General features: G+C 56.9%; 22 protein-coding genes. 6 read left to right on the forward strand and 16 right to left on the reverse strand.

Going from position 1 to position 17359, the window contains the following annotated elements; all coding sequences use genetic code 11:
• The first annotated feature begins 45 nt into the window (after positions 1 to 45).
• The gene (locus ACQUTG_RS01645) at positions 46 to 792 is read left to right on the forward strand and encodes a maleate cis-trans isomerase family protein (protein ID WP_428917735.1); all 747 of its coding nucleotides are present in this window, start codon (positions 46 to 48) and stop codon (positions 790 to 792) included.
• On the opposite strand, the gene ACQUTG_RS01650 is transcribed toward ACQUTG_RS01645, so the two are convergent.
• Positions 793 to 1701, reverse strand: a complete 909-nt coding sequence (locus ACQUTG_RS01650; RefSeq protein WP_428917736.1) for a LysR family transcriptional regulator — start codon at positions 1699 to 1701, stop codon at positions 793 to 795.
• A 144-nt stretch (positions 1702 to 1845) separates the two neighbouring features.
• Between ACQUTG_RS01650 and ycaC the strand changes: the two genes are divergently transcribed.
• Positions 1846 to 2469 carry an isochorismate family cysteine hydrolase YcaC gene (gene ycaC / locus ACQUTG_RS01655; RefSeq protein WP_428917737.1) on the forward strand — a complete coding sequence of 208 codons (624 nt, stop codon included), beginning with the start codon at positions 1846 to 1848 and terminating at the stop codon, positions 2467 to 2469.
• Between the two features lie 267 nt (positions 2470 to 2736).
• Here ycaC and ACQUTG_RS01660 read toward each other — a convergent pair whose 3' ends face one another.
• A complete protein-coding gene (locus ACQUTG_RS01660; RefSeq protein ID WP_428917738.1) occupies positions 2737 to 4041 on the reverse strand; it encodes an MFS transporter in 1305 nt (434 codons plus the stop codon).
• A 209-nt stretch (positions 4042 to 4250) separates the two neighbouring features.
• Here ACQUTG_RS01660 and ACQUTG_RS01665 point away from each other — a divergent pair, with 209 nt between their 5' ends.
• Positions 4251 to 4625: a DUF7352 domain-containing protein gene (locus ACQUTG_RS01665; RefSeq protein WP_428917739.1), complete on the forward strand. Its 375-nt coding sequence runs from the start codon at positions 4251 to 4253 to the stop codon at positions 4623 to 4625.
• On the opposite strand, the gene ACQUTG_RS01670 is transcribed toward ACQUTG_RS01665, so the two are convergent.
• The 7 genes from ACQUTG_RS01670 to ACQUTG_RS01700 all read right to left on the reverse strand — a co-directional run bounded on the left by ACQUTG_RS01670 (position 4555) and on the right by ACQUTG_RS01700 (position 9669).
• A complete protein-coding gene (locus ACQUTG_RS01670; RefSeq protein WP_428917740.1) occupies positions 4555 to 5202 on the reverse strand; it encodes a DsbA family oxidoreductase in 648 nt (215 codons plus the stop codon). The genes ACQUTG_RS01665 and ACQUTG_RS01670 overlap by 71 nt on opposite strands.
• A 50-nt stretch (positions 5203 to 5252) precedes the next feature.
• A complete protein-coding gene (locus tag ACQUTG_RS01675; RefSeq protein WP_428917741.1) occupies positions 5253 to 6167 on the reverse strand; it encodes a haloalkane dehalogenase in 915 nt (304 codons plus the stop codon).
• 59 nt (positions 6168 to 6226) lie between these two features.
• Positions 6227 to 6604: a DUF2750 domain-containing protein gene (locus ACQUTG_RS01680; RefSeq protein ID WP_428917742.1), complete on the reverse strand. Its 378-nt coding sequence runs from the start codon at positions 6602 to 6604 to the stop codon at positions 6227 to 6229.
• 64 nt (positions 6605 to 6668) lie between these two features.
• Positions 6669 to 7127 (reverse strand): DUF4112 domain-containing protein, encoded by a 459-nt coding sequence (locus ACQUTG_RS01685; RefSeq protein ID WP_428917743.1) that lies wholly within the window; start codon positions 7125 to 7127, stop codon positions 6669 to 6671.
• Positions 7128 to 7263: 136 nt separating this feature from the next.
• Positions 7264 to 8133 carry an NAD(P)-dependent oxidoreductase gene (locus ACQUTG_RS01690; RefSeq protein ID WP_428917744.1) on the reverse strand — a complete coding sequence of 290 codons (870 nt, stop codon included), beginning with the start codon at positions 8131 to 8133 and terminating at the stop codon, positions 7264 to 7266.
• Between the two features lie 74 nt (positions 8134 to 8207).
• On the reverse strand, positions 8208 to 8927 hold the full coding sequence (locus ACQUTG_RS01695) for a molecular chaperone DnaJ (RefSeq protein WP_428917745.1): 720 nt from the start codon (positions 8925 to 8927) through the stop codon (positions 8208 to 8210).
• A gap of 46 nt (positions 8928 to 8973) precedes the next feature.
• On the reverse strand, positions 8974 to 9669 hold the full coding sequence (locus ACQUTG_RS01700) for a VWA domain-containing protein (RefSeq protein WP_428917746.1): 696 nt from the start codon (positions 9667 to 9669) through the stop codon (positions 8974 to 8976).
• A gap of 286 nt (positions 9670 to 9955) precedes the next feature.
• On the opposite strand from ACQUTG_RS01700, the gene ACQUTG_RS01705 reads away from it, so the two are divergent.
• Positions 9956 to 10405, forward strand: coding sequence for a hypothetical protein (locus tag ACQUTG_RS01705; RefSeq protein ID WP_428917747.1), 450 nt, complete (start codon positions 9956 to 9958; stop codon positions 10403 to 10405).
• 27 nt (positions 10406 to 10432) lie between these two features.
• Here ACQUTG_RS01705 and ACQUTG_RS01710 read toward each other — a convergent pair whose 3' ends face one another.
• From ACQUTG_RS01710 to ACQUTG_RS01720, 3 genes are all read right to left on the reverse strand, one after another.
• Positions 10433 to 10888 carry a GatB/YqeY domain-containing protein gene (locus ACQUTG_RS01710; protein ID WP_428917748.1) on the reverse strand — a complete coding sequence of 152 codons (456 nt, stop codon included), beginning with the start codon at positions 10886 to 10888 and terminating at the stop codon, positions 10433 to 10435.
• A gap of 96 nt (positions 10889 to 10984) precedes the next feature.
• Positions 10985 to 13018: an alkyl/aryl-sulfatase gene (locus ACQUTG_RS01715; RefSeq protein ID WP_428917749.1), complete on the reverse strand. Its 2034-nt coding sequence runs from the start codon at positions 13016 to 13018 to the stop codon at positions 10985 to 10987.
• A gap of 74 nt (positions 13019 to 13092) precedes the next feature.
• Positions 13093 to 13416: a hypothetical protein gene (locus ACQUTG_RS01720; RefSeq protein WP_428917750.1), complete on the reverse strand. Its 324-nt coding sequence runs from the start codon at positions 13414 to 13416 to the stop codon at positions 13093 to 13095.
• 198 nt (positions 13417 to 13614) lie between these two features.
• Between ACQUTG_RS01720 and ACQUTG_RS01725 the strand changes: the two genes are divergently transcribed.
• Positions 13615 to 14283: a glutathione S-transferase family protein gene (locus ACQUTG_RS01725; RefSeq protein ID WP_428917751.1), complete on the forward strand. Its 669-nt coding sequence runs from the start codon at positions 13615 to 13617 to the stop codon at positions 14281 to 14283.
• A 109-nt stretch (positions 14284 to 14392) separates the two neighbouring features.
• Positions 14393 to 14902, forward strand: a complete 510-nt coding sequence (locus ACQUTG_RS01730; RefSeq protein WP_428917752.1) for an NUDIX hydrolase — start codon at positions 14393 to 14395, stop codon at positions 14900 to 14902.
• 18 nt (positions 14903 to 14920) lie between these two features.
• Here ACQUTG_RS01730 and ACQUTG_RS01735 read toward each other — a convergent pair whose 3' ends face one another.
• The 4 genes from ACQUTG_RS01735 to ACQUTG_RS01750 are packed head-to-tail and all read right to left on the reverse strand — an operon-like array spanning position 14921 to position 17211.
• Positions 14921 to 15589 carry a DUF799 domain-containing protein gene (locus ACQUTG_RS01735; protein WP_428917753.1) on the reverse strand — a complete coding sequence of 223 codons (669 nt, stop codon included), beginning with the start codon at positions 15587 to 15589 and terminating at the stop codon, positions 14921 to 14923.
• The gene (locus tag ACQUTG_RS01740) at positions 15586 to 15933 is read right to left on the reverse strand and encodes a DUF4810 domain-containing protein (protein WP_428917754.1); all 348 of its coding nucleotides are present in this window, start codon (positions 15931 to 15933) and stop codon (positions 15586 to 15588) included. The genes ACQUTG_RS01735 and ACQUTG_RS01740 overlap by 4 nt, the downstream gene beginning before the upstream one ends.
• Positions 15926 to 16246 (reverse strand): hypothetical protein, encoded by a 321-nt coding sequence (locus ACQUTG_RS01745; protein WP_428917755.1) that lies wholly within the window; start codon positions 16244 to 16246, stop codon positions 15926 to 15928. Before ACQUTG_RS01745 ends, ACQUTG_RS01740 begins: the two co-directional genes overlap by 8 nt.
• Positions 16243 to 17211, reverse strand: a complete 969-nt coding sequence (locus tag ACQUTG_RS01750) for a CsgG/HfaB family protein (RefSeq protein WP_428917756.1) — start codon at positions 17209 to 17211, stop codon at positions 16243 to 16245. The genes ACQUTG_RS01745 and ACQUTG_RS01750 overlap by 4 nt, the downstream gene beginning before the upstream one ends.
• Positions 17212 to 17359 lie beyond the last annotated feature (148 nt).

Here is a 17359-nt window from a genome sequence, read left to right on the forward strand (position 1 = left end):
GCGCAAACTGGCAAATACATTCAGCTCTGCGCCGACACGCATGCCATGGCAGCAATGGACCAGACACCACCTCCCGCAAGACTCGGTTTTCTTTACCCCGGCCATGCAGCCGAGGACGACTACCCGTTGATGGGCGGAATGATCGACCCACCAGCCGAGGTCCATCTGATCCACACTGAATTTCTTGAAGACGCCCATACCATCGAGGCACTTAGTGAAATGGGCAGTATCGAGCGGCTGTCTAAAGGTGCGGAAGCCCTGGCCGGCTCAGGGATTGAATCCGTCATGTGGACGTCCACCAGCGCCAGCTTCGTACTTGGACTGGACGGCATCCGCCAACAGATCGACGCTCTTGAGAAAACCCTCTGCGTTCCGGCATCCACAACCGCCATGGCGTTTGCCCGGGCCATCACCGCAATCGACGCGAAGAAAGTTGCCATTGCGGCCACCTATCCGGAAGACGTAGCGCTGCGATTCCGCCAGTTCCTCAATCACTTTGACATCGACGTAGTGCATCTTTCCAGCCGTGGCATTGTGACCGCCGCCGAGGTTGGCACTCTTGGAAAAGAGGAAGTGATCGACTTCGCCATGGCGAATACCCGCGAGGACGCGGACGCACTGCTGATTCCCGACACCGCCCTCCATTCAGCCGCCTGGCTGACCGATCTGGAGCAAGCCACCGGCAAACCGGTGCTGACAGCGAACCAGGTCAGTTTCTGGGAGGCTCTGCGTTTATGCGGGAAGCTGACGCCCCAAGCCCGGCTGGGGCGTTTGTTTGAGGAAGTGCCCTGATCAGTTCTCATTGATGTCCGCGTAACGCGAGGCCAGAAATTCAATAAACGCCCTGACCGAAGGCAACATCCCCCGGCGGGACGGAAAAACCAGATGAATGACTTCACGGCGCGGCTCCCAACCTGTCAAAAGCGATACCAGCGCACCGCTACGAAGCTCATCCTTAAGCATCAGTTGAGGTAATTGAACAACGCCCACCCCAGCCAATGCGGCTTTCTTGAGGGCTTCCATATCGGTAGTGGCATAACGAGGCGAAAACGCCACTTCCCTCTTCTCCCCAGACTTGGAAAACAAATGCCAGGCATACTGACCAAGCGAGCCAGAGCGGCTCAATGCAGGCCACTGTGCAAGATCCTCGGGCTTTTCGGGCAACCCACCCATCTGATCGACAAGTCGAGGGCTGGCTATAACGCACTGTCCCCGATCCGAGAGAACCCGCAAAATGAGATCACTGTCTTCCAGCGGCAGTGGCCGAACCCGAAGTGCCACATCAATTCCTTCCGCCAGAACATCAACCCGACGATTTGTGGCCTCAAGTGACACAGAGATTTTGGGATAATGGCCCATGAACTCGGCCACCATTTCACCGACATGAAAGTGCAGCAAGCCAACAGGACAAGTGACCTTGATCGTCCCGTTGGGTTCGGCCCGGACCTGCTCAATGGCCTCCTCGGCCGCCTCCGCTTCAATGAGCATCGCCCGGCAGTGCTCGTAATACCGTTGCCCGATCTCTGTTACCGAAAACCGCCTTGTTGACCGGTGGATCAGTCTCACACCAAGACGGTCCTCCAGTCCGGCAACACGACGGCTCAGCTTCGATTTTGCCGTTCCGATGGCCCGCTCTGCCGGCGCGAAGCCACCAGACTCCACGACTTTAACGAAGTAATACAGATCGTTCAGATCCTGCATGGTTTCTCATCATTGTTCTAAAAATGGAACGCTACGAACTATTTTAGCAGTCTTATCGACTGCCTTTCCCTGAATTAGCCTGAACCTGACTGCCATCGATGAATCTACCGATGGTCCGACGTTCACGTTCAAATGGAGATAAACATGAGCCAACCCTATGTTCGCCTTGATAAAAACGATGCTGCCGTGCTGCTTGTCGACCACCAGACCGGCTTATTGTCGCTGGTCAGAGACATCGATCCGGATCGATTCAAAAACAACGTGCTCGCGTTGGCAGACCTGGCAAAATATTTCGGCCTGCCTACCATTCTCACCACCAGCTTTGAGGATGGCCCCAACGGCCCATTAGTACCGGAACTTAAAGCGACTTTCCCTGAAGCGCCCTACATCGCTCGACCCGGTCAGATCAACGCGTGGGATAACGAGGACTTCGTGGCGGCAGTGAAAGCAACCGGCAAAAAGCAGCTGATCATTGCCGGCGTGGTAACGGAAGTGTGCGTTGCCTTTCCTACCCTGTCCGCTCTGGCAGAGGACTTTGACGTATTCGTTGTAACCGATGCCTCCGGAACCTTCAACGAACTGACCCGGGACTCCGCCTGGGATCGAATGTCCGCCGCTGGCGCACAGTTGATTACCTGGTTCGGAGTAGCTTGTGAACTGCACAGGGACTGGAGAAACGACATTGAGGGCCTCGGACAACTCTTCTCTAACCATATTCCTGATTACCGGAACCTGATGAACAGCTACTCAGCCTTCACTTCTGATTGATACTCTGGTTATAACTGCGGAGGGTGTCACCGGTCTTGTCTATGGCCAGTGGCACCCACAATGCCGCGTCTCCATCCTCAGTTAATGACCTCCAACGGAGGCAACCCTGCCAATCAATGAAGTTGTGCCGGGCCTACCGGCAGAAGGGCCGTTCCCGGCACTGGCGGAGGTCATCCATGGGCTGCACAAGTGTCACCGCAACTACCAAAGGGGCGCGGAATAGCCCCTTATTTCTGTCACGCACAGTGAAATACCATTTCAGGATTCTCAATGGGCTTTCCGGGCCTCGGTCGCCGGAACCTTCAGCATCAGCACGAAGCCCACTAACAGGAAGACCAGGATGGTGCTCATGCCCCAACGCTGGCTATCGGTCAGTGCGGTCACCGCGCCGACCAGCAAGGGGCCTGCGAAAGCCGTAGCCTTTCCGGAAAAGGCAAACAGGCCAAACATCTGGGTCTGCAGGTGTGGTGGAGCCACCCGGGCCAGATGTGACCGGCTGGCCGATTGCAGCGGCCCGACAAAAATACCCAGGATCATGCCCCAAACCCAGAAGGCCGTCGCGCTGTCTACCAGCAGGATGGCCAAAGCACTGCTACCCAGCCCCACCAACGCCAGCAGAATGGTGTTACGCCCGCCAAGAGCATCGTCAATCCAGGCAAAGCCCAGCGCACCGAGACCTGCCGTCACGTTCAGGGCAATGGCAAATTTCAGGACTTCCGTGGGTGCCATGTTGAAGGTGCCCGCGGCGTAAACGCCCCCGAAGGTGAAGATGGTGGCCAGGCCGTCGGTGTAGAGCATACGGGCAATCAGGAATCGCACAATATCCTTATACTGGCGAACATGGGCGATGGACTCCTTGAGCTGCACGAATCCTGCTCGGGCAGCAGCCGCAAGGTTCAGGCCAGTGGGCGGCCGGTCCGGCGTGAAGATGAACGCGGGCAGCGCGAACACCAGATACCAGACAGCCACGAGCACGAAGGTCGCGCGCACGTGCTCAGCCTGATCCCGGTCCAGGTTGAAGAGGTTTGCGTCGGTCTCGATAAAGCCGTACAGCGCGACTACCAGGCTTGTGACACCACCCGCGTACCCCAGCCCCCAGGCCCAGCCGGACCAACGGCCGGTACGCTCCTGGCTGGCCATATCCGGCAGCATGGCATTGTAGAAAATGAACGCGAACTCGGCGCCCAGGGTGCCCAACCCTACCCATAGCGCAGCGTTCCAGAACTGGTCCTGATCCGGAGTAACGGTCCAGAGCATGGCACATGACACCACGCACAACAGGGTAAAGCTGATCAACCAGGGTTTGCGGCGCCCTGACTGGTCTGCAATGGCCCCCAGCATCGGCGCGAGGATCGCAATAAACACACCGGAGATGCCCACAATGTTGCCCCAGGCATTGGTGCCGGCAACTTCGTCCTGCACCACAGAAACGCTGAAGTACTGGGCAAAGACAAACGTGAGAATGATTGTGAAGAAGGCACTGTTGGCCCAGTCATACAGCGCCCAGGACCAGAGTGCGCGTTTGTCTTCCTGAACACCCGAGGGCTGGGCGTGGGGCATGTGTGGTGGCATGTTCGGCTCGGCTAGTGATCCATACAAGTGAGTTCCGTGGCGTGATTGTGGCCGCTATCAAGTCAAATGCCCAGCTTCCCGGCATTAAAGGGCCTTCAGGTTTCTCGTTAAAAGATCGAAAAAACCGGAACAAAAAAACCAAAAAGCCTGATGTTCTTTACCACGCCAACCCGCAAAGATGGCAATGAGACCACATGGAGGGAAGGCGCATGAAGACTACCAGCAAGTACCTACTCTGTTTTGGACAAGAGCCGACGGAGCTCATGCTGATGCCGGATTTCCGGGTGGTGCTCTGCGAATATCTCGTCGGCGCCAAAGGCGTGTACCTCTGGGTAGAGCAGTCTCCGGTAACATCGCGGAAAGCTATCACGAGGCAATTCGTTGTTGCGCGCCCAGGCAAGTCGGTGCCTGAGAATTACGAGTATATAGACTCCGCCGTCGATCCATTTGGGTCGCGTGCTCATCACGTGTTCCAGCTACCCGTTAAAACGGGTAGCCGGAATCAGGCGCCATTCAGTCGGATTCTGCCGCAATCTCCCGGAACGCCTGCACCAGTGCATCCGGCTCCTGGGCGCCGGATATAAGATATTTTCTGTTTATAATGAAGGCAGGCACCGCCGAAACGCCTGCCTGCTGGTAGGTTGCTTCGTCTTCGCGCACAGTCTTCGCGTACTGGTCCGAATCAAGCACCTCTGCGGCCTTCGCAGAGTCCAGCCAGGCACTTTCGGCGCAACTCAACAAAACGTCCCGGTCCGAGACGTTTTCGGCCCGGCCGAAGTAGGCATCAAACAGTGCCTGTTTCATGGCCGTCTGCCGGCCCTGCTCACCCGCCCATTTCACCAGTCTGTGGGCATCGAAGGTATTGCAGGTGAATCGCTCCTGCATCTTCTCGAAATTTAGGCCCAGATCCTTCGCAATGGTCATCATCTGATTCTGGGTGGCTCGCATTTCATCCTCGCTGCGCCCGTACTTGCGGGCCAATGCCGGCAGGATCGGTTCACCCTGGCCGCTGTGGTCCGGATTCAGCTCAAATGCATGCCATTGAACGGTGAAATCATACTCTGGCGCCAACTGTGCCATGGCCCGCTCCAGGCGGGCGTAACCGATGGCACACCAGGGGCAGGCTATGTCGGAAACAATGTCGATCTGCATGTTGTTCATGGTGGCTCCTGATGATTATCCGATGCCCTGTTGATCGTGGTTGTGGATCGTCAGGCCGGCACCTGCGCCTTGAGGAACCTGACGACAACTTCCGCCAGGGCTTCCGGCTGGTCCTCCTGCAGGAAGTGACCGCCATTTTTGATCGTTACGTGGTCCATCCCCTTCGCGCCGGGAATGAATTTCTGCAGGTACTTTTCTGCACCGGCCGTAACCGGATCTGAGTCACTGAATGCCGTCAGGAAGGGCTTGTCCCATTGGCGGAGAACTTCCCAGGCATTTCGATTGGCTTCCGACGCGGGGTCGTTCGGGGTCGCCGGCACTAACATGGGAAATTGACGGGCTCCCTCCTTGTAGCTCTCATCGGGAAACGGAGCGTTGTAGGCCTTGATCACCTCCTCAGACAACGGGGTGACGGTCCCTCCCTTGATGACGCCGGCAATATGGAATTCGGGTGTTTCCTGGGAAAACTGGCGCCACTTCTCAAAGGCCGATCCCAGGTTATTATCCCCGGTAGGCAGAAAAGTGTTGGCAGCAACCACCGAGGTGAAACGATCCGGGCTCTCTGCTACCAGCCGCAATCCCAACAAGCCACCCCAATCCTGGCAGACAAGGTTGATCTCTTTGAGATCCAACTGGTCCAGAAAAGACTGCATCCAACCGACATGGCGCGCGTACGTGTAATCGTTCCGATCGGCAGGTTTATCGGAGCGGCCAAAACCGATCAGATCCGGTGCGATCGCTCGATAGCCTGCTGCTGTAATGATGGGAATCATCTTGCGGTACAGATAACACCAGGATGGCTCACCATGCATCAGCAATACCACCTGGCCATTTTGCGGGCCCTCATCCAGATAGTGCATGCGCAGCTCCCCGCCTTCGAAGTCATCGACTTGCAGGAAACGGGGTTCGAAATCAAAACCGGACAGCCCGTCAAACTGGCTCTCAGGGGTTCGCAGTACCTTCATTGGTCAGTCCTCCTTCTTCTTGTTGGTTCAAGTCTCGAGAACGGCAGGGATGGCATCCACTAGAACGGCAAATCAGTCAAGTCGCGCTTCAACTCGTCCGGCGCAGTGATCCAGAGTTCCCCCTGCCCACCAGGAAACACCCCGATTTCGAGCCCGTCCCGGGTTAGTCCCGGCACCCACTTCCTGAAGAAGTCCGGCAGGGAAATCGCTTTGGGAGAAAGATCCCCTGCCCCTTTGGCGTACTCGGTTGCGAATTCTGCGCTTGGCCAGACCGGCAGATAGGCCACACCGTCTTCTTCCGAGACGATCTTCAGAAAGTGATTGTCGGCATTGACCAGAATCCAGATCTCGCGCTCCTCGCCTACCGCGTCCAGAAAGTAGTCGTAGCGTTCCTCACCGTCCATATTGAGGGCTTGGGTTAACGGGTTATCACTCATGAAGGTTCCACCGGGAAGTTGGATGTTGATGATGGAGTCTACCGTAAACCCTGTCAGGGAGCCCTCACAAGATCAGCGTCAGACCGCCGGTAATCAGGGCAAACAGCAGAGACAGCCCGATCAGCAGCTTCCAGGGGAACGGTAGCGGAGGCGGCTCAACCGCCAGCTGTTCCTCCAGATAGCGTTTCAGCAACAGGGTATTACGGGTATTGGCCTTGTAAATGGCGTCAAAGGCATCGCCAACTACCGGCAGCAGGCCACCGAGAAAATCGATGCCCATGTTACGGAGCATCCGCAGCTTCACTGCCCGGCTCGCGCCCACCCGCTGTGCCTCGATGAGCACATACGAGGACAGCACCAGGCCAACCAGGTCGCCCACCCCCGGCAGCAGCCCGACAATGGCATCCAACCCGATTTTGAAGCGGGTGAAAGGAACACCGATGCTGCTGTCCGTATAGCGGCTGAACTTCTCCAGGCGACGGAGCGTTGCTCGCTTATGGGCTTCGGTGGGCTGTTGTGTCATGAAACCTCCCTGAACATTACCCACAGGATCTGTGGATAACATTGTTGGCAACGACAGGATACCCGGTGCAAAGCCATCAACCACGGGGCCTGGCGCCAAGCGAAGGTAATTTGATCAATATTCACAGGAGTCGGGGTTAACCAAGCTTTTCCAGATAATTGAATACCGCAGCAAAATCATCCCGTCCGTGTCCGGCACTGTTGGCCTGCCCATAGACAGATTTCGCCAGCCCCGCGAGGAACAGCGGCTGCTTCTCCTCGTATGCGGTTATATCCAGCAAGTGCAGATCCTTGAGCATCAGCTCCAGCGGAAACTGGGCTTCGTAGTCACCCTCTTTGATAAGCCCGGCTTTGCCTTTCAGGAAAGGCGCTGTCACCGGTAGATTCGGCAGGGTATCCATCAGGAAATCCCGGCTGAACCCCAGCTTTTCACCCAGCAGAGCGGTTTCGGAATACACCAGCATGCTTTGAGCTAGCAGGGCGTTCACCAACATCTTGAAAGCACTACCCTGGCCAGCGGGACCGACGTGGAGGATCTTCTGACCCATGTACTCGAGCCATGGCCGAACCTGCTCCACGTCGTCGGGTTCACCGCCGAGCAGGAAAGTCAGCTCCCCCGTTTCTGCCGGCATTTTTGTCCCTGCCACGGGCGCGTCCAGAAACCTCAATCCCCGGGCACGGGCCCGCTCATCGCACTCTCGGGTGTAGGACGGATTCACCGTGGAGCAGTTTACCCACAGCGCGCCTTTGGCCATGGCATCGACAAATCCGTCGGTTCCAAAGGCAACCTTTTCGACCACCTCTGGCGCACTCAGCATCGTGAACACAACATCCGCATCAGTCACTGCCGCCCTTGCAGAATCGGCAGCCTTGGCGCCAGCCTTTTCCAGCGTGGCCATTGCCTCGGGAGAGCGGTTGAAGACCGTGAGTGAAATTCCGTTTTCCTTAAGCAGGTTGTTGGCCATGCGGCTGCCCATGATGCCGAGGCCGATAAAAGAGGCGTTCATCAAGTCCTCCGTTTAGCTTCCGGTGAATGTACTTCAGTGGGTTTGGCCTGGATTTTCAGAGTAAGCGCGGTCAATCAGCCCAGCAATCGCTCCTTGGCTTCATTGATCCGTGCCGCGAGATAGTTACTGCCGCCATGGTCCGGATGCACTTTCTGCATCATTCGGCGATGAGCCCGGATTATCTCTTCCCGGCTAGCTCCGGGCTCCAGGCCCAGAACATCCAGGGCTTCACTCTCCGTCAGTGGGCCGCCTGCGTTGCCGGAATTGCCTCGCTCACCGGATTCCCCAGCGTCACTGCCGGCCTCGTCGTCCGCCCGCCAGGAGTCACCGAATCGGCGGTCCAGGTAGGTTTCCAGCAGCCGCGCAGAGTCCTCGTCTTGCGCCCGGCAATACCGGAGCAGCTCGATAAATTCGCTTTCACTCAGATCCGCCAGTTCCCTGCCTGCCATGGGACCTTTCAGGATCGTTCCGCTCATGGTTCCGGAATCATGGTCGAGACTCATCTCGATAATCTCGCTGGACACACGGGACTGGTTGCCCGACTTGCCCTCTGCGCCCCCATTACCGGCCCCGGACAACAGCGACGGCAGTACCCGACGCAACAGCGGATAAAGAAACGCCAATGCGGCAAACACAAAGTGTAATCGACCGGTAACGGCCAGCAGAACCACGATGCCGATACCCGCGATCAGGGCCAGCTTGAGAATGGCCGGTTTACGTTGGCTGGCCGGCTGGTTACGCAGCCAGAGCCACGCAACAACCGCCAGCACGATAACCAGAAGCGTCAATGGCACTCGGATACCCCGGGCTCGCCCGCCCATCGATGAATTGTTACAAGCGCTATCTGATCTGCCGGGTCAGGCGCTTGACCTCCGGGGAGCTGCGGTTTGAGAAGTCCTGCAAGGCCTTGGCTCCCCCGGATGCATAGACCGCAACCGCGGCCATAAGATCCTTCAGAACCTGCGGGCTGTTGCGATCAAAGGGTGCATAGGCGCCTCCGGAGAGCTTGCTCACCTGCTGGAACACCGCCCCGGCATGGGCGTCCTCGCCCTCGTGGAACATGAACACCGGGGTTCGCAGCAGGCCCAGTTCTCCGGCGGTGTGGCAGAGCTTGTCCACCGGCTCTTCGCAACAATCCCCGATAAACACCACGGCCCTGACGGGTTTTGCGCGGGTTTCTTTCACGGCATGGGCCAACACCCGGCTTATCTGGGTAAGGCCACCCCGGCAGGACACACCGTTCATCAGGTCCAGCAACTGACCGGTCTCAGTGACAAACTTCGTGGCCTTGAATTCGCCAAAGCCACGGTAGTAACAAAGCTGGATCGCGAGGCCGCCCAGATCCCGGGTCGCCATGAACAGTTCGCTCTGTAAATGGCAGGCCTGATCCCAGGTCGCCTCCCGACTCGCGGTGGCATCCAGGGCAAAAATCAGCCTGCCCTGCCCGCCACCCTGTTTCGGTAGCTTGCTGACCTCGTTGATAAACTGGTCGATGGACTGCTTATCGGATTTGGTACGTAGCTCTTTATCGGACATAAGCTTCTCGAACCGCCCAGGCTGGCCACTTTCTCGGTAAAAGCTTAGGGCAAAGATCACGCATTTCACAGGCCAGACGGAGTTGGATTGGCCGACGGCTCTGGTCAGCGCAGATGTCACGGTCTCGTGCGCTACAACCAACAGCGTCGTTATGAAATGGTGACGGTCTATTTAACGTTATGTGAGGAACCCTCTCAGGCAAAGGTAGAAGCTATTCCTGACCCGTTGGAAATCCTGCGGGCCGGAATACGAAAAGCGACGACATTACCGCCAAGGAGGATCCGTTATGTTTCGTATCGTTATGCTTTTACTGGGAAGTTTTCTTCTGACCACTTTGGCTTACGCCGACCCGGGTCAGCCCAATTTCATGCCCGCACTGTGGGGTGACGGCGAGGTCTGGGGTACCAAGGGAACCACCACCCTGCCTGCTCCCACAGCCAACAACCTTCAATCCTTCGACGCCCTTTACGTGGTGACCAATTCCAATAATCCGGAAGGTCAACTGCCGGTCTCCGAAGCAGCGCCGGGCAATCCGGACTATAACGGAGGGCGTTGGTTCACTCACACCGCGGAATGGACCGCGGCCGCGTTTATGTATCACGGAATCGTACCGGTTCTGACATCTTACGAGGACATCCAGTATCACGAGTCAATGGGCCACCTGGTCATCACTCAGGGATCTTTTCCTGATGGCCCACCGGTCTACTTCCAATGCCCCTTGCTTCCGGTGAAGTAAGGCAAAACCGAGAGCGGGCTGAGTCAATCAGCCCGCCAGCGCCGACCGCACCTTCTTGCTCAGATGACCCATGTCGACCCGGCCAAGTACCTGCGGGCGCAGCTCGTTCATCACTCGTCCCATATCCTGCATCCCCTGCGCATCGGTTGAACTGATGGCCATTCGGATCAAGGCGTCCAGGTCATCCTCGCTCAGGGCGGCGGGCATGAATTCTTCAAGGATCACCATTTCCGCCCTCTCCTTGTCGCCCAGTTCCTCGCGACCGGCGTCATCATACTGACTGGCAGCATCCCGGCGCTGCTTGAGCATCTTGTCCAGAACTTTCAAAACATCTTCATCGCTGAGCTCGCGGCGCTCGTCAATTTCAATCTGTTTGACCGCAGACTGGGCCATGCGCAGGGTGGTCAGCCGGATTTTATCCTTGCTCCGCATCGCGTCTTTCACCGCGCTGCCCAGTTGTTCCTTGAGTGATTGTTCCGCCATTACCGGCCTCCTGGTCTGTGGGTTGAGGGTAGCTCTTCGCATCAAGTGAGCTGCTAGATGTAACGGAAAACCGGGGCAGGTTCAATCGTGCGCGAATCAGGGGGTCACGATATTGAAACGACCCTCGGGTTTGTCCAGCATGCTGAAAAAGTGGATCAGGTCGAGCCGACTGCCCTCAAAGCTGATGTCATCACTGAACAACAGTTCTTTCAGCCCGGCGTTGCCAACCAGAAGATCCACGAACATCGGGCGTGTCAACCGGAGTGTGGCGTCAGCCGGGGTATCCGGACCGGTCAGGCGGTTGTGCAAGACGGAATTCTGCAGAGTCAGGAGGTAGCTCTCACCGAGATCCGTGAAGGTGATTTTCACTGACAGGTGCTCACCTTCCGCATCCTCGGCCATCAGGCGCACCGCCATACTATCGAAGAACCGGGCCACCGGTGTATTGAGCAGAACCTCCCGCATCATGGCCGGCTTGAGTCCCTCCTCCGGCGCGCCATGACGCAGCTCGTAGGCCCCTGTCAGGTAGACGTCCCGCCAGGGTGCAGATTCCGCCTGGTATCCGAGTTGGTCGTAGACATTGGCCAGCAGGTGTTTCGCTTCATCATTCTCCGGCTCGGCAAAGACCACCTGGTTCAACAATTCCGCAAGCCATCGATAAGTCTCCCGCGCCTCGGCCGCCGCCATATCCGCAGCCGCCCCAAACTCCTCCCGGGCCTTTTCCAGTACCGTGTCGGAACCGCCCATCATCTCGACATAGCGAGTGGCCGAGTCGCGCTCAGGCAGCGGGTTGAGTTGGGCCGGATTGCCGGAGTACCAGCCCAGATAATACTGATAGACCGCTTTGGCATTGTGGGAGACGGTTCCGTAATAGCCCTGGTTATGGAAATCCTCGTTCAACGCGGGCGGCAATGTCAGCTGCTCGGCTATTTCCCTCGGCGTCGCACCCTGGTTCATCAGCCGGACCGTCTGATCATGGATGTACTTGTAGGTATCCCGCTGCTTGGCCAGGAAGTCCTGGATGTTTTGCTGCCCCCAGAGTGGCCAGTGATGGCTGCCGAAATAGATAGCCGCCTCGGCAAACCGGGTTCTGGCTTCGTCAATGAAGGCGCTCCAGAGCCGTGCATCGCGAACCTTCGCGCCGCGTAGGGTGTAAAGGTTGTGCATATTCCGGCTGACCAGCTCGGCGCCGCAGAATGCCTTGTGCTCGGGCAGATAGAAGGTGAATTCTGCGGGGGCCTCGGAGCCTGACACAATCTGGAACACCATCGGCACGCCGTCCACCGTCAGCTCCGTTCCTGTCTTGCTGATCAGGTCTGTGGGTGGCGCAAAGCCAAAGGTTCCGAAGGCCGGCCCCTTACCCAGGCCCGTACCCACATGGCCACGCTCATCGCGCCCGAGCCGCTTGCCATACATGAACATGGCCCGCCGGGTCATGGCCGGACCAGCAATAATATTCTCGCTGGTCGCTTCCTCCTCGAAGCCGGCTGGCACAATGATGCGCAGATTCGCTTTTTCCTCGTCCGAAAGGTGCTGGAGAATGCCTTGCACACCACCAAAGTGGTCAATGTGACTGTGGGTAAACAGAATCGCCCTTACCGGCTTTTCCCCCAGGTGCTCCCGGGCAAACAGGAAGGCTTTGCTCGCGGTTTCCCGGGCGGTCAGGGGATCAACCAGAATCCAGCCTGTATCGCCTTCGACAATCGACATGTTGGCCAGATCATACCCCCGAACCTGGTAGAGGCCGTCGGTCACCTCGAACAGACCGTGGATATTGTTCAAAGCCGCCTGGCGCCAGAGGCTGGGGTTCACCGAGGCAGGGGCATTTTCGCCATCACTGTCGATAAATGCATAGTCCGGCATGTTCCAGACTTCACCGCCCTCGAGATGAGCAATGACCAGCTCCGGATCCTGGGCAATCAGTCCGCGTCGCGCGTTTTCAAAATCGTCGCGGTTATCAAAGGGACGCTGCTCCAGAACCCGTTGATTGACCTCACCGGTGCTGACAGTTGGCGCAGTGTGCCCGGCACTGTTGGTCTCCGATGACGAACCCGGGCCGGTATCACAGCCGGCGACGGCCAGCGCCAGACCAAAAATCGGAACAAGGTGACGTTTTCGAGATAGGAACATCGGGGGAAACCTGTCGGTTTATTGTTGTTGGTTACCCCAAGTTTACTCCAGTGTCAGTCAGACTCGTGTGCCAATCAGGCAAAATATTCCTGCATCCAGTCAAACAGTATGCTCTCAGACATGTCGCCCAAAGCCATCTGCTGGAAATCGTTGCCCACTTCATCCTCGATGGTCACGAACTGGTACAGAATAACGCCCGGCTGCTCATCATGAAGGATAAGGTTAATGCGCCGGCGGGTTCGCAAACAGTCAATTGTCATGACATCCGCAGGGATGCCGGCATCACGCATGCCTCTGCGAACCTCCACAACCGGATTGATGTGCTGGTGGGTTGCCTGGATGCGGGTGTGGGCATCGCTGGCAAGGTCGGACAGGGTTTTGAGGGGGTCTTCCGGCATGGGGATAGCTTCTCTGGGATCGGGACATTTTACGAGCAAACATGGTAGCCCAATCCACAACGTAAATGAAAAACTCCCTCTAAAGGGCGGGCCGTCAGAAGCTGATAAGGCCATAAACAAACAAGGAGTGAACCAAAAAGCTATTTCCAGACTACTCTTCAAGGCTATCCATTCTTTTGATGCGAACGGAGTTTGCGCATGATTACGGTTCATCACCTGAACAATTCCCGCTCACAACGTGTTCTCTGGATGCTGGAGGAGTTAGGCGTGCCCTACGAGATCCAGCGTTACCAGCGCGACCCCGAAACCATGCTGGCGCCGGAAAGCCTCAAGAAGGTACACCCGCTGGGCAAATCACCGGTGATTACCGATGGTGATCTGGTCGTGGCCGAGTCCGGTGCCATTATCGAATACCTCGCCCACACCTATGGCAAAGACACCATGCTGCCGGAAGGCGGTGGCCAGGCATGGCTGGATTACACCTACTGGCTGCACTATGCCGAAGGCTCCCTTATGCCGCCGCTGGTCATGCGCCTGGTGTTTGAAAAGGTAAAGACCAGCCCCATGCCGTTTTTCATCAAGCCAGTGGCAAAAGGCATCTCCGACAAAACCAATCAGATTTTCATCGGTCCGATGATCAGGACACACCTGGATTTCGTCGAAGCCCACCTGGCGAAAAATACCTGGTTTCTGGGGGATCAACTCAGCGGGGCGGATATTCAGATGAGCTTTCCGTTGGAAGCCTCCGTGGCACGGGGCATCGTCGGCAAGGATCGGCCTAACATCACCGACTGGGTTGAGCGGGTGCATGCCAGACCGGCGTACAGGCGGGCTCTCGAAAAAGGGGGCGAATACGACTTTGCCTGACTGAACAGTCGACGATCAATAGGAACAGAGCTCTGTGGCATTCAACCGTTGGGCAAGTAACTTACGCCCCCATAAGATCCCTTTCCGGCGTCGCCTTGCCCGAGCCGCCGTGGCTTTGATCTACCGGAAGACTGAAGACGGTCGCATTGAGTTGCTGTTTATCCAGCGGGCCCGTCGGGAAGGCGATCCCTGGTCCGGGGATATGGCCTTTCCCGGCGGGCGTATGCAAGCTGAGGATGCCACTCCCCGGGCAACCGCCGAACGGGAAACTCTCGAAGAAACCGGTATCGACCTGATACACCATGGCCGTTTCCAGGCCCGGCTGTCTGACCTGATTACCCGCCGTCACAACCGCTGGCGACCGATGGTTGTGACTCCTTACGTTTACGAGTGGCGGGGGCCGAAGGCAGTATCGATGAACCATGAAGTCGAGCGCGTAGTGTGGATCCCCCTCGACTACCTTGCAGCCCCGGAGAACCAGGGCAGCCTTCCCTGGCGCACGCCTCTCCGCACCCTGAACATGCCCTGTTGCCGATACCAGGGCTACTGCATATGGGGGCTGAGTTATAGCATGTTGCAGGAGCTGCTGGCTCTGGACCTGATCCGCCTGAAATTTTGAAGAACCTGGAGCACGTTGCTATTTCGCGGCATTTACCCGCTTATAGTACTGCTCGTAAGTCGGGCTATAAGGCCCGGGCGGAACGCCGTTCACGCCATAGAATGCAGCCGCATTTGCCTGCCTGGTCAGTGGCAAATAGTTCGGCGCTGCCCTTTCCACCGCTGCCGTTACGGCCATGGCGAGAAGGTCCACCAACGGATTACCCGAGCTGTTGTTATCGGGGGTGTACGTCATTCTCTGGCGGGCAGTCCAGAGCTCTGCTCCATCGGCATTCACAATCCGATATTCGAAATCCACCTCCGTTGTGGTCGTCAGCAACATGTACCTGGACGTCCACTCGTGAATGGTCACGTACAGTATCGAATCTGCCTTGAACAGATTGGCCAGCTGCTCAGGCGGTGCGGCATGGACTTCGGCGGGTTCGTAATAGCCCTCGTATTCCAGCAACGTTTTCACTGTGTTTACGGGGAAAACGTAATAACCCTTCTCCGCAAGGTAGAAAGGTAACGTTGCCAGTAGCGAGGTCGTGCTCTGTACATCAGTCGACATATTGACAGGAGGCACCACCAGAATCGACTTGGGTGACGCATTGTGGAACGCATCAAGACGGTCTGGATTGCCCGTCGTGGCACAACCAGTGACCAACGCGACCACGAAAAACACGAGGGACAGCTTCAATGCTCTCATTGCCGGGCCTCCAGGTTCTCGATGAGCATGCTGAGCATCGGCCGGCTCTCGGGCCATGCATCGTATTCCATCCGGTAGAATTTGAGTGCGGCTTCAACCTCACCCTGTTCCAGCATAAAGGTGCCCGCCTCTGCAAAAAGACCCGGAGCTATCGGATGTTCAGACGTACCCCCGGTTTCAACAAACTCCACGTAATTTTTCAGAGCCTCCTCTTTCAACCCGGGTTCCTGATAAACCACGAACAGCGTTTCCTGATACTGCCCCCACTCGTACAACCCCTGGTTACTGGCACATCCCGTCAACAACACAAGCATCGACAATGTGAGAAAGAACTTCTTAGTCATGTGTCCCTACCTTCAGAATCCTGTTAACACCAGCCCCGAGATAAACCTCTTGTTGATAAACCACCTTGCCGTCGGACAAAAGTTCAACTTGATGAGTGCCATCAATAATTTTGAGCAGATTTTCACCGGCCTGATACTGACCAACATAACCATAGGAGACCCCGTCAATCCGGAGCTCATAGTATTCCGAAGCCACCGATGACAGTTCGAACGCAATACCCGGGCGGTCATCGACTACCTGGGTATTGCGTGTGGGCGACTGGACACATGCCGTCAGGGTGAAACAGATCAGTAACGCGAGCAGAATCCTCATTGTTGCTTCTCCTTGACGCGCAGTTCGCTCAGATCATGGCCTTTCAGAGAGCCCTCAGAGATTTCGCCGACGGCCCCCTGTTCCAGAGGATCATCGCCAAACAGCCCGACGACCGTCAGCTCGGCAATTTTCTTGCCTGGTAGGGTGATCACCGTCCCGGTAGTCTGAGATTTCACTTTCTTGCCTTGTGTCTCAACAGCAAACACCATCCCTTTGTCGACACCCTGGCTCTGGCCGCCGCTGATATAAATGAGATCGCCTTCCTGGGCCAGGACATCGGCTGTCCACGGCTTTTCAAGGAACAGGCCTGTCATCTTGTCCACGGCAGCTGTGACAGCCGCGGCAATAGCTTGATCATTCAGGCTGCCGTCGTATCCTGCCGCAGAACCAAATCCCATCGTGCGGGCCTGTTCGGTCGATGAAGAACCCGATCCCGTCACAGAGGCGAAGACCCTACCGGTGGTCACGTCCACCAACCGAAGATCGACGGTTGCGGTGGCTTCCTGTTTCTTGGAGGAGGATAAAAAACCGCGTTCGCCTGTCGTCGCGCGACCGAACTGGGTCAGCGAACCAATGACAAGGGTGTCGACGCCAACGATTGAAACTTCCTGACCGGACAGTTCCGCCTCCTTGCTCAACAGCTCAATATCCGGGCGTTCAAAAACCAGATAGCTTTCGCTGTTGGCCAAAGCCTGCAGGAACATGTCTGTTACCTTTGAACCCAACTGATCCTCAGCGTTGGAACGAAGCAGACTCCGACCATAATTCGTTTCATTGGAAATGCGACCAACCGCAATTTTTCTTTTCAGGCTCAGCTGCTGGGGCTTGTCTTCTTCCAGTGCGGCCTGCTGCGCAGCTCGCTGCTGCTCTGCGGTAACGGCCGGCTCGACTTCCGTCATCTGAGGCGTCTGGGTAGCACAGCCGGTAAGAACCCCCAACATCAGCCAGGGAAGGATTTTTTTCATTGATTGGGCTCCGTAACCTGCCAGGAACAATTGTTTCAAGAACAAGTGATAACAGTGATGAGACAGCGGAAAGGGAATGCGGACCAAGGCGCGGAGGGTGGTTCCTCTTTGAACCAGATGTCATCCCTTACATGTTGTCGTGGCAGAT

The organism is Marinobacter sp. DUT-1 (assembly GCF_050379415.1).
Lineage (GTDB): Bacteria > Pseudomonadota > Gammaproteobacteria > Pseudomonadales > Oleiphilaceae > Marinobacter.

What these genes read in the sequence shown, in the direction of transcription:
- ACQUTG_RS01645 (WP_428917735.1), top strand. Translation starts at nt 46, where the DNA reads ATGGCAGCAATGGACCAGACACCACCTCCCGCAAGACTCGGTTTTCTT.
- ACQUTG_RS01650 (WP_428917736.1), bottom strand. Translation starts at nt 1,701, where the DNA reads ATGCAGGATCTGAACGATCTGTATTACTTCGTTAAAGTCGTGGAGTCT.
- ycaC (WP_428917737.1), top strand. Translation starts at nt 1,846, where the DNA reads ATGAGCCAACCCTATGTTCGCCTTGATAAAAACGATGCTGCCGTGCTG.
- ACQUTG_RS01660 (WP_428917738.1), bottom strand. Translation starts at nt 4,041, where the DNA reads ATGCCACCACACATGCCCCACGCCCAGCCCTCGGGTGTTCAGGAAGAC.
- ACQUTG_RS01665 (WP_428917739.1), top strand. Translation starts at nt 4,251, where the DNA reads ATGAAGACTACCAGCAAGTACCTACTCTGTTTTGGACAAGAGCCGACG.
- ACQUTG_RS01670 (WP_428917740.1), bottom strand. Translation starts at nt 5,202, where the DNA reads ATGAACAACATGCAGATCGACATTGTTTCCGACATAGCCTGCCCCTGG.
- ACQUTG_RS01675 (WP_428917741.1), bottom strand. Translation starts at nt 6,167, where the DNA reads ATGAAGGTACTGCGAACCCCTGAGAGCCAGTTTGACGGGCTGTCCGGT.
- ACQUTG_RS01680 (WP_428917742.1), bottom strand. Translation starts at nt 6,604, where the DNA reads ATGAGTGATAACCCGTTAACCCAAGCCCTCAATATGGACGGTGAGGAA.
- ACQUTG_RS01685 (WP_428917743.1), bottom strand. Translation starts at nt 7,127, where the DNA reads ATGACACAACAGCCCACCGAAGCCCATAAGCGAGCAACGCTCCGTCGC.
- ACQUTG_RS01690 (WP_428917744.1), bottom strand. Translation starts at nt 8,133, where the DNA reads ATGAACGCCTCTTTTATCGGCCTCGGCATCATGGGCAGCCGCATGGCC.
- ACQUTG_RS01700 (WP_428917746.1), bottom strand. Translation starts at nt 9,669, where the DNA reads ATGTCCGATAAAGAGCTACGTACCAAATCCGATAAGCAGTCCATCGAC.
- ACQUTG_RS01705 (WP_428917747.1), top strand. Translation starts at nt 9,956, where the DNA reads ATGTTTCGTATCGTTATGCTTTTACTGGGAAGTTTTCTTCTGACCACT.
- ACQUTG_RS01710 (WP_428917748.1), bottom strand. Translation starts at nt 10,888, where the DNA reads ATGGCGGAACAATCACTCAAGGAACAACTGGGCAGCGCGGTGAAAGAC.
- ACQUTG_RS01715 (WP_428917749.1), bottom strand. Translation starts at nt 13,018, where the DNA reads ATGTTCCTATCTCGAAAACGTCACCTTGTTCCGATTTTTGGTCTGGCG.
- ACQUTG_RS01720 (WP_428917750.1), bottom strand. Translation starts at nt 13,416, where the DNA reads ATGCCGGAAGACCCCCTCAAAACCCTGTCCGACCTTGCCAGCGATGCC.
- ACQUTG_RS01725 (WP_428917751.1), top strand. Translation starts at nt 13,615, where the DNA reads ATGATTACGGTTCATCACCTGAACAATTCCCGCTCACAACGTGTTCTC.
- ACQUTG_RS01735 (WP_428917753.1), bottom strand. Translation starts at nt 15,589, where the DNA reads ATGAGAGCATTGAAGCTGTCCCTCGTGTTTTTCGTGGTCGCGTTGGTC.
- ACQUTG_RS01740 (WP_428917754.1), bottom strand. Translation starts at nt 15,933, where the DNA reads ATGACTAAGAAGTTCTTTCTCACATTGTCGATGCTTGTGTTGTTGACG.
- ACQUTG_RS01745 (WP_428917755.1), bottom strand. Translation starts at nt 16,246, where the DNA reads ATGAGGATTCTGCTCGCGTTACTGATCTGTTTCACCCTGACGGCATGT.
- ACQUTG_RS01750 (WP_428917756.1), bottom strand. Translation starts at nt 17,211, where the DNA reads ATGAAAAAAATCCTTCCCTGGCTGATGTTGGGGGTTCTTACCGGCTGT.